11 protein-coding genes are annotated in these 12,811 nt (G+C 64.1%); all 11 read left to right on the top strand.

Features of this window, described 5'->3' with window-relative positions:
• Positions 1-303: 303 nt before the first annotated feature.
• Positions 304-678: an Mth938-like domain-containing protein gene (locus AC57B1_RS18200; protein WP_091794548.1), complete on the top strand. Its 375-nt coding sequence runs from the start codon at positions 304-306 to the stop codon at positions 676-678.
• 396 nt (positions 679-1,074) lie between these two features.
• On the top strand, positions 1,075-2,814 hold the full coding sequence (locus AC57B1_RS18195) for a glycosyltransferase family 39 protein (RefSeq protein ID WP_496418218.1): 1,740 nt from the start codon (positions 1,075-1,077) through the stop codon (positions 2,812-2,814).
• A 25-nt stretch (positions 2,815-2,839) separates the two neighbouring features.
• Positions 2,840-3,211 carry an SMR family transporter gene (locus AC57B1_RS18190; RefSeq protein WP_091794552.1) on the top strand — a complete coding sequence of 124 codons (372 nt, stop codon included), beginning with the start codon at positions 2,840-2,842 and terminating at the stop codon, positions 3,209-3,211.
• 243 nt (positions 3,212-3,454) lie between these two features.
• The gene (locus AC57B1_RS18185) at positions 3,455-4,606 is read left to right on the top strand and encodes a DegT/DnrJ/EryC1/StrS family aminotransferase (protein WP_496418217.1); all 1,152 of its coding nucleotides are present in this window, start codon (positions 3,455-3,457) and stop codon (positions 4,604-4,606) included.
• 6 nt (positions 4,607-4,612) lie between these two features.
• Positions 4,613-5,656, top strand: coding sequence for a glycosyltransferase (locus AC57B1_RS18180; protein WP_091794556.1), 1,044 nt, complete (start codon positions 4,613-4,615; stop codon positions 5,654-5,656).
• On the top strand, positions 5,653-6,588 hold the full coding sequence (locus AC57B1_RS18175; RefSeq protein ID WP_496418216.1) for a formyltransferase: 936 nt from the start codon (positions 5,653-5,655) through the stop codon (positions 6,586-6,588). Before AC57B1_RS18180 ends, AC57B1_RS18175 begins: the two co-directional genes overlap by 4 nt.
• Positions 6,585-7,631, top strand: coding sequence for a bifunctional UDP-4-keto-pentose/UDP-xylose synthase (locus tag AC57B1_RS18170; RefSeq protein ID WP_408183176.1), 1,047 nt, complete (start codon positions 6,585-6,587; stop codon positions 7,629-7,631). Before AC57B1_RS18175 ends, AC57B1_RS18170 begins: the two co-directional genes overlap by 4 nt.
• A 10-nt stretch (positions 7,632-7,641) precedes the next feature.
• The gene (locus AC57B1_RS18165; RefSeq protein ID WP_408343371.1) at positions 7,642-8,535 is read left to right on the top strand and encodes a polysaccharide deacetylase family protein; all 894 of its coding nucleotides are present in this window, start codon (positions 7,642-7,644) and stop codon (positions 8,533-8,535) included.
• Between the two features lie 140 nt (positions 8,536-8,675).
• Entirely contained in the window at positions 8,676-9,137 is a 462-nt protein-coding gene (locus AC57B1_RS18160) for a peroxiredoxin (protein ID WP_073426815.1), read from the top strand.
• Positions 9,138-9,493: 356 nt separating this feature from the next.
• Positions 9,494-11,350, top strand: a complete 1,857-nt coding sequence (locus AC57B1_RS18155; protein ID WP_408183164.1) for a PhoH family protein — start codon at positions 9,494-9,496, stop codon at positions 11,348-11,350.
• Between the two features lie 205 nt (positions 11,351-11,555).
• On the top strand, positions 11,556-12,785 hold the full coding sequence (locus tag AC57B1_RS18150) for an NlpC/P60 family protein (RefSeq protein ID WP_408343369.1): 1,230 nt from the start codon (positions 11,556-11,558) through the stop codon (positions 12,783-12,785).
• Positions 12,786-12,811 lie beyond the last annotated feature (26 nt).

The raw sequence follows: 12,811 nt of genomic DNA, 5'->3' as shown, positions 1-12,811 counted from the left end.
AGACAGAACCGACGAACAGCGGCCGAAAGCGGGTAAAACCAAGGCGGGTAGCCGGTGGGCCGCACCCGCCGACTCAGCGCGGCTTGTGGCGGCATATGAGCGAGGGGCGCCGCAAGGCGGCTAAAAAGTTATAATTTAGCGGATTTTGGCCGACTTCCGCAATGCACCAACCGCATCGGCAAGCCTTTTCGGCCGCTTCTGTCCCATTCGCGTGTCCCATTCGCGTCGAATCGCCCCGCCTGGGCCCCGCCCGGTCAGGCCGTCAACACGCATGATGTCTCACGACGACTTCGGAAAACCAATTTGAAATTACATCAGGATTCGAGCGGCGCCCTCAACACCGTCACCGGCTACGGCGCCGACTATGTCGAAATCAATCTGGTGCGCCATTCGGGCAGCCTTCTCGTGCTGCCGGACGCGCCGGTCATCCCTTGGCCCGTCTCCTCTTTCGAGCAGCTGAGCGCCGAGCACTTCGCCATGCTGGTCGACTCCGCGCCGGAAGTGGTCGTGTTCGGCAGCGGCGAGCGGCTGCGCTTTCCGCATCCGCGCCTGACAGCCGCGCTGACGGCGAGGCGCATCGGCGTCGAAACGATGGACTTCAAGGCCGCCTGCCGCACCTACAACATTCTGATGGCCGAGGGCCGCAAGGTCGCGGCCGCGTTGCTGATCGAAGCCTGAATCCGTGCCGCGAGGCCGCCCCGGAGCAATTCGCCGCGGCCTGCTGCGGACCTTGTTCGTGGCCTCGCGGCGTCGGCGCTGACTGCACGCCCTGGCCGCGTCAGGGCCGATAACGTACACTGCGCGCCATCGAACGAAGGCAGCACCGGCAGCCTGAGCGCAACCGCGCGCCGCGTCAGCGCCCGTCGCCGGAAGGTGAAGAAGCCACCGCTGTCGAAGCGGGCTGCGGTTGGACGCAACTCGAACGCCGCGTCGGGAGTCTGATGCACGCGCCCGGAAGACGGGCGCCCGCAGAGCGCGGGTCGCTTCGCTGATGGCCGCGCCGCATGGCCGGTCGCCATTTCCGAACAACATCGCTTCGCCGCCTGTGCGGCGTCGCCATAAAGGTTGAAATCCATGAACGATACGCCGACGAGGCTACCGCTCAACCGCACCACGGTTCTGCTGCTGGTGCTGGCCCTCGCCGTGATCTGGTTCGTGCCGCTCGGCTGGCGCCACCTGCTGCCGAGCGACGAAGGCCGCTACGCCGAGATGGCGCGCGAGATGTTCGTCACCGGCGACTGGATCACGCCGCGCTACAACGGCTACAAGTATTTCGAAAAGCCGCCGCTGCAGACCTGGGCGAACGCGCTCACGTTCGCGTGGTTCGGCATCGGCGAATGGCAGGCGCGGCTCTATACCGCACTGACGGGCTTTGCCGGCGTGCTGCTGGTCGGCTTCACCGGCCAGCGCGTGTTCAACACGGCAACCGGCGTGTTCGCCGCGATCGTGCTGGCGACCTCGCCGTACTGGAACCTGATGGGCCACTTCAACACGCTCGACATGGGCCTGTCGTTCTGGATGGAACTGACGCTTTGCGCGCTGCTGCTCGCGCAGCGCCCCAACCTCCCGGGCGGGTGCGTGCGCGGCTGGATGTGGGTGTGCTGGGGCTCGATGGCGCTGGCGGTGCTGTCCAAGGGACTCGTCGGCGTGATCCTGCCGGGCGCCGTGCTGGTGCTCTATACGCTGATCGCGCGCGACTGGGCGGTGTGGAAGCGTCTGCATCTGATCGGCGGGCTGATCGTCTTTTTCGCGATCGTCACGCCGTGGTTCGTGCTGGTGCAACAGCGCAACCCGGAATTCCTGAACTTCTTCTTCATCGTTCAGCAGTTCAAGCGCTATCTGACGCCTGAGCAGAACCGTCCGGGACCGTTCTACTACTTCGTGCCGGTGCTGCTGGTGGGTTTCCTGCCGTGGCTTTCGGTGACGCTGCAAAGCGTGCGCCACGCATGGCGCCTGCCGCGCCAGCCGAACGGCTTCGCGCCGGTCACGCTAATGCTGACGTGGACCGTCTTCATCTTCCTGTTCTTCAGCGCGTCGCATTCGAAGCTGCTCTCCTACACGCTGCCCATCGCACCGCCGATCGCGCTTCTGATCGGCATGTATCTGCCGCTCGTCACGCGCGACCAGTTGCGCCGTCATCTGGCCGGCTATGCGCTCTTTCTCGTCGTGGCAGCGTTTGCCGCGTTGTTCCTGCCGCGCTTTGGCAGCGCTCGCAATCCGGCCGAACTGTATGCCGAGTACCGCACGTGGGTGCTGGCGGCGCTCGGCGTCGCCTTTGTGCTGACACTCGCGGCGCTGTGGTTGAACCGCCGCAGCCGGGCCGGCAGCCTCGGCGCGATCGCCACCTTCGGCGCGGCGTGGCTGCTGCTCGGCACCATTGCCGGCACGGGTCACGACGTGTTCGGCCGCCTGAGTTCCGGTGCGCCGCTCGCGCCGGCCATCAAGGCGGAGATCGCGAAGCTGCCGGCCGACACGCCGTTCTACTCGGTGGGCGTACTCGACCACACGCTGCCGTTCTACGTCGACCACACGATGATCATGGTCGAGCATGCGGACGAACTGGCGTTCGGCGTGTCCGTCGAACCGCAGAAATGGATTCCGTCGGTCGACGCCTGGATCGAACGCTGGAAGGCCGACCGCTACGCGCTCGCGCTGATTCCGCCGCCGACCTACGACCGGCTTCTCAAGGAAGGCCTGCCGATGCGGGTGATCGCCCGCGACTCGCGCCGCGTGGTGGTGGAAAAGCCGATCGCGTCCGACGCGCCGGCAGCTGACGCACCCGCATCCGTGCCAGTGGAAAAAGCACAACAATGACCCCATATCAGGATCTGCCCGTTCGATGAACCCGATTTCCCTCTTTTGCATTCTTGCCGGCGTCACGTTGAACGCTGGTGCGCAGTTGCTGCTCAAAGCCGGTACGAATGCCGTTGGACACTTCGAATTCACCCGTGCGAACATCCTGCCCATTGCCTTTCGCATCGCAACCCAGCCGCCGATCATCGGCGGGCTGGCCTGTTATGTGATCAGCGTGGCCGTGTGGATCGTCGGGCTGTCGCGGGTGGACGTATCGATCGCCTATCCGATGCTCTCGCTCGGCTACGTCGTCAATGCGTTCGCGGCATGGTATCTGTTCGGCGAAGTGCTGTCGGTACAGAAGCTGATTGGCATCGGCATCATCCTGATCGGCGTGCTGGTGTTGGCTCGCAGCTAGTCATCCCGGCCCGCCGCGGCGTGCCGGTCACAATCTATTGCTGTTTATTGCCGGGCCGCCTGTGCGCATGAAGGCGGCAAAGATACCGTAAGCGGCCGTTCCGGCCGGCTAAGCAATATGTAAGGTTGATCCTGGTATGCTGCGCGGTTGCGCCCTTTTTAGCCGCGGCCCCGGTTGCGCACACTATGTGGTTTAGTTCGCGCCCTTCGGGGTTGCGCCCCCTTTAAATCGAGCGAAGCTTTCATGAGCCAGTCAACACTCCCGTTTCTGCCCTTTGTCAAACCCGAGATCGATGAGGAAACGATTCAGGGCGTCGCCGAGGTGCTGCGCTCCGGCTGGATCACCACCGGCCCGCAAAACCAGAAATTCGAAGCGTCGCTCTCCGAATTCTGCGGCGGCCGCCCGGTGCGCACGTTCAATTCCGGCACGGCGACGCTGGAAATCGGCCTGCGCATCGCCGGCGTGGGCGAAGGCGACGAGGTCATCACGACGCCGGCCTCGTGGGTCTCCACCAGCAACGTGATCTATGAAGTCGGCGCGACGCCGGTGTTTGCCGACATCGACCCGGTCACCCGCAACATCGACCTCGATCTGCTCGAAAAAGCCATCACGCCGCGCACCAAGGCGCTGATTCCGGTGTATCTGTCGGGCCTGCCGGTCGACATGGACCGTCTCTACGCAATCGCCCGCGCCCACAAGCTGCGCGTGATCGAAGACGCCGCGCAGGCGTTCGGCTCGACCTGGAACGGTGAGCGCATCGGCAAGCTGGGCGACATGGTCTCGTTCAGCTTCCATGCGAACAAGAACCTGACCTCGATCGAAGGCGGCGCGCTCGTGCTGAACAACGAGGAAGAAGCCATCCTTGCTCAGAAATACCGCTTGCAAGGCATCACGCGCACCGGCTTCGACGGCATGGACTGCGACGTGCTGGGCGGCAAGTACAACCTGACGGACGTCGCCGCGCGCGTCGGCCTCGGCCAGTTGCCGCATCTGGAGCGTTTCCTTGGGCAGCGCAAGAAGCTCGTGCGCGCGTATTTCGCGGGCCTGGAGGGCGGCGCGGCGAAGAAACTCGGGCTCGGCCTGCCGTTTGCTGACTTTGAAAACAGCAACTGGCACATGTTCCAGGTCACGCTGCCGCTTGAGAAGCTCTCGATCGACCGTGCCGGTTTCATGGGGCAACTGAAAGAGCGTGGCATCGGTTCGGGGGTGCACTACCCGGCCATCCACCTGTTCTCGCTGTACCGCGCGCATGGCTTCAAGGAAGGCATGTTCCCGCATGCGGAGCGCTTCGGCGCGACCAACGTCACGCTGCCGCTGTTCACGCTGATGAACGAAGGCGACGTGGAGCGCGTGTGCCGCGCGGTCAATGAAATTTGCGAACAATACGGAAAATAAGCGGAAATGATTTATTCGGAACATCGCGCCGTCGCACCGGAAGTGTCGATCATCATCCCGGTGTACAACGAGGAAGCCGGCCTGGCTGCGCTGTTCGCGCGCCTCTATCCTGCGCTCGACGCGCTCGGCACCGGTTATGAAGTGATCTTCATCAACGACGGCAGCCGCGACAAATCCGCCGCCCTGCTCGCCGAGCAGTTCCGCGCGCGTCCCGACACGACCCGCGTGATTCTGCTGAACGGCAACTACGGCCAGCACATGGCGATTCTGGCCGGCTTCGAGCAATCGCGCGGCGAGATCGTCATCACGCTCGACGCCGACCTGCAGAATCCGCCGGAAGAGATCGCCAAGCTGGTCAACAAGATGCGCGAAGGCTACGACTACGTCGGCACGATTCGCCTGCAACGTCAGGACAGCCTGTGGCGCCGCAAGGCCTCGCGCGCGATGAACCGGCTGCGCGAGCGCATCACCCGCATCAAGATGACCGACCAGGGCTGCATGCTGCGCGCCTACAGCCGGCACATCATCGACACGATCAATCGCTGCGGCGAAATCAACACCTTCATTCCGGCGCTTGCGTACACCTTCGCGCAGAATCCGGTCGAAATCGAGGTCGCGCACGAAGAGCGCTTCGCCGGCGAATCGAAGTACTCGCTGTATTCGCTGATCCGCCTGAACTTCGACCTCGTGACCGGCTTCTCGGTCGTACCGCTGCAATGGCTGTCGTTCATCGGCGTGATCCTGTCGCTCGGGTCCGCGGCGCTGTTCGTGCTGCTGCTGATTCGCCGCTTCATTATCGGTGCGGAAGTGCAAGGTGTGTTCACGCTGTTCGCCGTGATCTTCTTCCTGCTCGGCGTGATCATCTTCGCGCTCGGCCTGCTCGGCGAATATATCGGCCGGATCTACCAGCAGGTGCGCGCACGCCCACGCTATCTCGTGCAGACCATTCTCGAACAGCGCGACGGCACGACCGTGGCCGAAGCGCCGCGCCAGGCAGTCGTGCAGGCCGTGCAGGCCGCGCCGCTCGTCGATCAGGGCCCCAATCCATGAAGCCACGCGCCGTCGTATTCGCTTATCACAACGTCGGTGTGCGCTGCCTGCAGGTGCTGCTCGCGCGCGGTGTGGAGGTGGCGCTCGTCGTCACGCACGAAGACAGCCCGACCGAAAACATCTGGTTCGGCAGCGTCGCCTCGGTCGCGGCCGAGCACGGCATTCCGGTGATCACCCCGCACGATCCGAAGAGTCCCGAGTTGCGCGCCGCGGTGAGCGCCGCGCGCCCGGACTTCATCTTCTCGTTCTACTACCGCCACATGTTGCCGGTCGACGTGTTGGCGCTCGCCGCACGGGGCGCTTACAACATGCACGGCTCGCTGCTGCCCAAGTACCGCGGCCGCGTGCCGACCAACTGGGCGGTGATTCACGGCGAAACCGAAACCGGCGCGACGCTGCACGAAATGGCCGCCAAACCGGACGCGGGCGCGATCATCGCCCAAACGCCGGTGCCGATCCTGCCCGACGACACGGCGAGCCAGGTGTTCGACAAGGTCACGGTGGCCGCCGAGCAAACGCTGTGGCGCGTGCTGCCGTCCCTGCTGGCGGGTGAAGCGCCGCATCTGCCGAACGATCTCGCGCACGGCAGCTACTATGGCGGGCGCAAGCCGGAAGACGGACGCATCGACTGGACGCAATCGGCGCAGCAGGTCTACAACCTGATTCGCGCGGTCGCGCCACCCTATCCCGGCGCCTTCACGGACATCGGCGAGCAACGTTTCGTCGTGACGCGCGCGCGCCTCGCCGCGCCCGGCGCGCTTCGCTCGGATTTGCCGCCGGGCCTGCACGTAAGCGATAATGGCATTTTCGCGATATGCGGCGACGGCCGCGCGATCGCCATCCACGAATTGCGGCGCCAGCACGACGGCAGCGAGACTGTCGTCACTCCGGCCGAATTTGCCCAGCTCATCCAAACTCCCCGTTACTCATGAAAAAAGTCCTGATTCTGGGTGTGAATGGCTTCATCGGCCATCACCTGTCCAAACGCATTCTCGAAACGACCGATTGGGAAGTCTTCGGCATGGACATGCAGACCGAGCGTCTGGGCGACCTGGTCAATCATGAACGGATGCACTTCTTCGAAGGCGACATCACGATCAACAAGGAGTGGGTCGAATATCACGTCAAAAAGTGCGATGTGATCCTCCCGCTGGTTGCGATCGCCACGCCCGCCACGTACGTCAAGCAGCCGCTGCGCGTGTTCGAACTCGACTTCGAAGCGAACCTGCCGATCGTGCGTTCGGCGGTCAAGTACGGCAAGCACCTCGTGTTTCCGTCGACCTCCGAGGTCTACGGCATGTGCACGGACGAGCAGTTCGATCCGGAAGAATCGCAACTGTCGTACGGCCCGATCAACAAGCCGCGCTGGATCTACGCGTGTTCCAAGCAGTTGATGGACCGCGTGATCTGGGGTTACGGCATGGAAGGCCTGAACTTCACGCTGTTCCGTCCGTTCAACTGGATCGGCCCGGGCCTCGATTCGATCTACACGCCGAAGGAAGGCAGCTCGCGCGTGGTCACGCAGTTCCTCGGCCATATCGTGCGCGGCGAGAACATCAGTCTCGTCGATGGCGGCGCGCAAAAGCGTGCGTTCACGGATATCGACGACGGCATCGGCGCGCTGATGAAGATCATCGAGAACAAGGACGGCGTGGCGACGGGCAAGATCTACAACATCGGCAACCCGACCAACAATTTCTCGGTGCGTGAACTCGCGCACAAGATGCTGACGCTCGCCGCCGAATTCCCGGAATACGCGGAAACGGCCAAGCAGGTACAGCTGGTCGAAACTTCGTCGGGCGCTTACTACGGCGCCGGCTACCAGGACGTGCAGAACCGCGTGCCGAAGATCGACAACACCATGCAGGAACTCGGCTGGGCGCCGAAGTCGACCTTCGACGAAGCGCTGCGCAAGATTTTCGAAGCGTATCGCGGCCACGTCGGCGAAGCGCGCGCGCTCGTCGAACAGCAATAAGGGCTGATCCTTGGCTCGTATCGTCCTGAAGATCGACGTCGACACGCTGCGCGGCACCCGCGAAGGCGTGCCGAATCTCGCACGTATTTTCGACCGCTTCAAGGCGCGCGCCACCTTCCTCTTCAGCCTCGGGCCCGACCACACCGGTTGGGCGATGCGCCGCGTGTTGCGGCCGGGCTTTCTGCAGAAAGTGTCGCGCACCTCGGTGGTCGAACACTACGGCATCAAGCAGTTGATGTACGGCGTGCTGCTGCCCGGTCCGGACATCGGCGCCAAGGCCTCGGCGGAAATGCGCGCGATTCACGAAGCCGGCTTCGAATGCGGCATTCATACGTGGGATCACGTCTACTGGCAGGACAATGTGCGCTCGAAAGACCGCGCGTGGACCAGGGCGCAGATGCAGCAGAGTCACGACCGTTTCGTCGAGGTGTTCGGCGCGCCGCCGGTCACGCACGGCGCGGCGGGCTGGCAGATGAACGGCCACGCGTTCGAGCAGATCGACGCGTGGGGCATGCACTACGCGTCCGACGGACGCGGCCACTCGCCATATCTGCCGGTGGTCGACGGCCGCACGCTCACGCATGTGCAAATGCCGACCACGCTGCCCACGCTCGACGAAGTGCTCGGCGTGGACGGTGTCGAGTCGCACAACGTCGCCGCATGGATGTTGAAGCACACGGAAAACAATCCGCACGATCAGGTATACACGCTGCACGCCGAACTCGAAGGCCAGAAGCTCGCGCCGATTTTCGAACAGCTTCTGGAAGGCTGGCGCGCGCAGGGCCACACCTTCGCGACGATGGGCGATTATTACGCCACGCTAGACCGCAGCACGCTGCCATCGTACCCTGTTACGTGGGGCGAAATTCCAGGGCGCTCCGGCGAACTGATTGTCCAGCCCTGACTGGTCAACCGGCAGCCGGCCCTGACGACCCGACCGCCGCGCGAGAACATGCCGCGCGCCGGCCGCCCCTCCCCCAAAAGTCTCGATGCCAGGCCGCCGCCGCAATCATCCGGCGCCGGCCATAACAACCGGAGAAGCACGTGCCCATCGCAGTCGACCAACCCATCCCCGACTTCACCGCCCCCGCTACCGGTGGCGAGATCACGCTGTCCAAGCTGCGGGGCAAGAAGGTGGTGCTGTATTTTTACCCGAAGGACAACACGCCGGGGTGCACGACCGAAGGTCTGCAGTTCCGCGATCTCTATCCGAAGTTCAAGAAGGCCGGCGCGGAAATCCTCGGCGTGTCGCGCGACAGCCTGCGCTCGCATGACAACTTCAAGGCAAAGCTGGAACTGCCCTTCCCGTTGATCTCGGATCCCGAGGAAACGCTGTGCGCGCTCTTCAATGTCATCAAAATGAAGAAAATGTATGGCAAAGAAGTACGGGGAATCGAACGCTCCACGTTCCTCATCGACGCTGAAGGCGTGCTGCGCCAGGAGTGGCGCGGCGTGAAAGTGCCCGGGCATGTCGACGACATTCTGGAGGCTGTACAAGCGCTTTGAGGCGCGTTATATTGGGTTGCAATGAGTGCCTGTACACCCCAACTTTTTCGCCGCTGCGCCAGACTTGACGGCTGTTTCCCGTTTTTTCCGGGACCCGTCGGAGTCGCGAGGTGCAACGCGAGCACTGTAGGCGAGCCGCTTGCCCCGTACGCCGGGGCGGCGGCTTTTTTAATTGCGCGAGAGCCGTCGTTCACTCGGCCACGCGCTTCCGTTAAGGAGCCGATCGAAGACCAGGCGAACCGGCATCTCTAGACCGAATGCGCGCCTCCGGGCGCAAACTGCGTGCGCATCCACTGGCACCGGCAGAATGCGACAGGCGGCGCACGATATGTGACCCGAATAATTCGAGGGAAACCATGCCTTTGCCTACCCCCCCCAGCAAGCTCGGCAATCTCCTGCCGCCTGACGAATACAAGGCCAAAGCCGCCAGCCCGGCGCGCTCCGCCGCGAAGAAACAGACGGCCGTTGGGGAATCCGCAGAGTCGGCCGACTACGGCCGCGCGAACGTCGCCACGCCAATGGCGCACGCCGCCAACGCCGCGACCACTTTGCGGCCTGTGCCGACATCGTCGGCGGCCCCGGCTGCGTCCGCCTCCGCGGAACAGGCCGCGCCCACTCGCGGCCGCAAATCGAAGCAAACGGCCGCCCTGTTGCAACCGGTTCCCGCTGCCCGTCCGCAAGCCGAGCCGGCTGCGCCCGCGCAGCCGGTCGTCGCACGCGCGCCGAGCGCGAAGCAGGCTGAGGCGAGCACACCCGCAGCCGCTGCGCCGAGCACACGCGGCACCGGCCGCAAACGCGGCGCGGCCGCCGAGCCGGTCGAAGTCCAGAAGCTCTTCGTGCTCGACACGAATGTGCTGATGCACGATCCGAGCTGCCTGTTCCGTTTCGAGGAACACGACGTCTATCTGCCTATGATGACGTTGGAAGAACTCGACAACCACAAGAAGGGCATGTCGGAAGTCGCGCGCAACGCCCGCCAGGTGAGCCGCACCCTCGACGCACTGGTGGCGAACGCCGGCAACATGTCCGACGGCATCTCGCTGGCGCGTCTGGGCAGCCGCGAGGCGTCCGGGCGTCTGTACTTCCAGACCAAGCTCGCCGCCATCGAACCGGTGGAAGGTCTGCCGGAAGGCAAGGCCGATAACCAGATTCTCGGCGTGGTGCGCGCGTTGCAGCGCGACCGGATGGATCGCCAGGTCGTGCTGGTGTCGAAAGACATCAACATGCGTATCAAGGCGCATGCGCTCGGCCTGCCCGCCGAAGACTACTTCAATGACCAGGTGCTCGAAGACAGCGATCTGCTGTATTCCGGCATCCGCGCGCTGCCGCAGGATTTCTGGACCAAGCACGCGAAGGGCATGGAAAGCTGGCAGGACACCAAGACCGGCACCACGTACTACCGCGTGACCGGTCCCCTGTGCGCCTCGATGCTGGTCAACGAGTTCGTCTATCTGGAGCCGCAAAACGGCGAACCGGCGTTTCATGCGCTGGTGCGCGAGCTGAACGGCAAGACGGCGCTGCTGCAAACCTTGCGCGACTACGGCCACCACAAGAACAACGTGTGGGGCATCACGGCGCGCAATCGCGAGCAGAACTTCGCGCTGAACCTGCTGATGAATCCGGAAATCGACTTTGTCACGCTGCTGGGTCAGGCCGGTACCGGCAAGACGCTGGTCGCGCTCGCCGCCGGTCTCGCGCAAGTGCTGGACGACAAGCGCTACAACGAGATCATCGTGACGCGCGCAACGGTGCCGGTCGGCGAAGACATCGGCTTCCTGCCGGGTACGGAAGAGGAAAAAATGCAGCCGTGGATGGGTGCATTCGACGACAACCTCGAAGTCCTGCAGAAAACCGACGACGCAGCCGGCGAATGGGGCCGCGCCGCAACTCAGGAACTGATCCGCTCGCGCCTGAAGGTCAAGAGCATGAACTTCATGCGTGGCCGCACGTTCGTGGACAAGTATCTGATCATCGACGAGGCGCAAAACCTGACGCCGAAACAGATGAAAACGCTGGTCACGCGCGCGGGTCCGGGCACGAAGATCATCTGTCTCGGCAACATCGCGCAGATCGATACGCCTTACCTCACGGAAGGCAGTTCGGGGCTCACGTACGTGGTCGATCGTTTCAAGGGCTGGGCGCACAGCGGGCATGTGACGCTGGCGCGCGGCGAGCGTTCGCGCCTTGCCGACTACGCGTCGGAAATTCTCTAAGTTTCAATTAGTTAGCTTCAAACCGAAGCCGCTTCCGGAACACTCCGGAAGCGGCTTTTTTCTTTGCCATACGTTCCTGACGGGCAACACTTAGCGCACGAACTTCATGTAATTTATGAAGAATTCTTGCCGGAGCGAGGTTCCAAGGGCTACCATCCCGACATCGTCCGCCATTAAACGAGCGTTTACCGCTCTCCTCGTCTTCATGCGCCGACTCGCCCTATCGCTGCTGACCGTTCTGCTGCTCGCCGCCTGTGCCGGCGCGCCGCAGAAAACGTCGTCGCGTGGGTCGGGCAGCCAGGTCGTGGTGGCGAACGGCGCATATCATGCTCCGCCGCCTGGCTTTCCGAACTTCGTCGATCACAGCATCGGCCGTGAGGAAATCTCGATTCAGGCGATGAGCCTCGTCGGCATTCCGTACCGTTGGGGCGGCAATACGCCGGATAGCGGCTTTGATTGCAGCGGGTTGGTTCGCTATGTGGTCTCGCGCGCGGCTTCCGTGAATCTGCCGCGCACGACGGCGGATATGAGCGGGCGCGGCGAATCGATAGAACCGGACGAGATCGCGCCCGGCGATCTGATTTTCTTCAACACGACAGGACGCGCGCATTCGCACGTTGGCATTTATGTCGGCAAGCTGCGCTTCGTCAACGCGCCTTCTACCGGTGGTACGGTGCGGCTCGACTATTTGACCAATCCATACTGGGCCAAGCGCTTCGACGGCATTCGCCGCGTGGCCTCGCCGGCTGCGACACCCGCACCGTTCGATACGCCGAGCTATCAAGCTGCCGCGCCACAGTCTGAGCGCGTCGCGCCGGTGGCGCAGTCAGCGCCGGCCTATGCGGGCGCGGGTGCGGCCGCGGGCGCGACCGCGACCGTTGCACCGGCGCCGGCGAAGGCAGCGGCGCAGCCGCCGGTCTATGCCGCGGGCGCACTGCAACCCCGGTCGCAGTCGCAGTCGCAGCAGATCGTCCGCGTTACGGCGGCACCTCGTGCGCCGTTGAGCGCGGAGGCTCAACCGGTCACTGCGGCGGCACAAGCCGACCCGTTCGAGCCGCCACCGCCCGGCATGAGCGCGGCTCAGATGCAGGCGCGCGCGGCGGGCGCCGTGTCCCCAACGCCGATTCCGGCCGCTCAACAAGCCAATGCATATAACGCCAGCGGCGCCGCACCGGCCCAACAACAGCTGACCGCTTCGCGGACGGCTCCGCAAACGGCAACCGCCCGCGCGCCCGATCCTATCGACGCCGCCGCCGACGCGTTCGAGCCGCCGCCGCCCGCTTCCGTCGCCGCGCGGCAGGCCCGGCAGGCGCAGCAAGCCGATGAGAACGGCAGCGTGCAGATCATGCGGGCTTCGACGGCCTCGCGCGGCATGCCCGCTCCGACGCAAACCAACGACGACCCGATCGCCCGCTTCGCCAACGGCAACTTCTGACGCCACGGCACGGGGCGTGTCGTGAG

It is taken from the genome of Paraburkholderia sp. BGA-UO-ETr-F21, assembly GCF_059567925.1.
The sequence above is the reverse complement of the archived record's forward strand: the minus strand, read 5'-3'. Positions and strand labels throughout refer to the sequence as shown.

Bases quoted from the DNA above. Each gene is read 5' to 3' on its own strand.
- AC57B1_RS18195 (WP_496418218.1), top strand. From the start codon at position 1,075: ATGAACGATACGCCGACGAGGCTACCGCTCAACCGCACCACGGTTCTG.
- AC57B1_RS18190 (WP_091794552.1), top strand. From the start codon at position 2,840: ATGAACCCGATTTCCCTCTTTTGCATTCTTGCCGGCGTCACGTTGAAC.
- AC57B1_RS18185 (WP_496418217.1), top strand. From the start codon at position 3,455: ATGAGCCAGTCAACACTCCCGTTTCTGCCCTTTGTCAAACCCGAGATC.
- AC57B1_RS18180 (WP_091794556.1), top strand. From the start codon at position 4,613: ATGATTTATTCGGAACATCGCGCCGTCGCACCGGAAGTGTCGATCATC.
- AC57B1_RS18175 (WP_496418216.1), top strand. From the start codon at position 5,653: ATGAAGCCACGCGCCGTCGTATTCGCTTATCACAACGTCGGTGTGCGC.
- AC57B1_RS18170 (WP_408183176.1), top strand. From the start codon at position 6,585: ATGAAAAAAGTCCTGATTCTGGGTGTGAATGGCTTCATCGGCCATCAC.
- AC57B1_RS18155 (WP_408183164.1), top strand. From the start codon at position 9,494: ATGCCTTTGCCTACCCCCCCCAGCAAGCTCGGCAATCTCCTGCCGCCT.
- AC57B1_RS18150 (WP_408343369.1), top strand. From the start codon at position 11,556: ATGCGCCGACTCGCCCTATCGCTGCTGACCGTTCTGCTGCTCGCCGCC.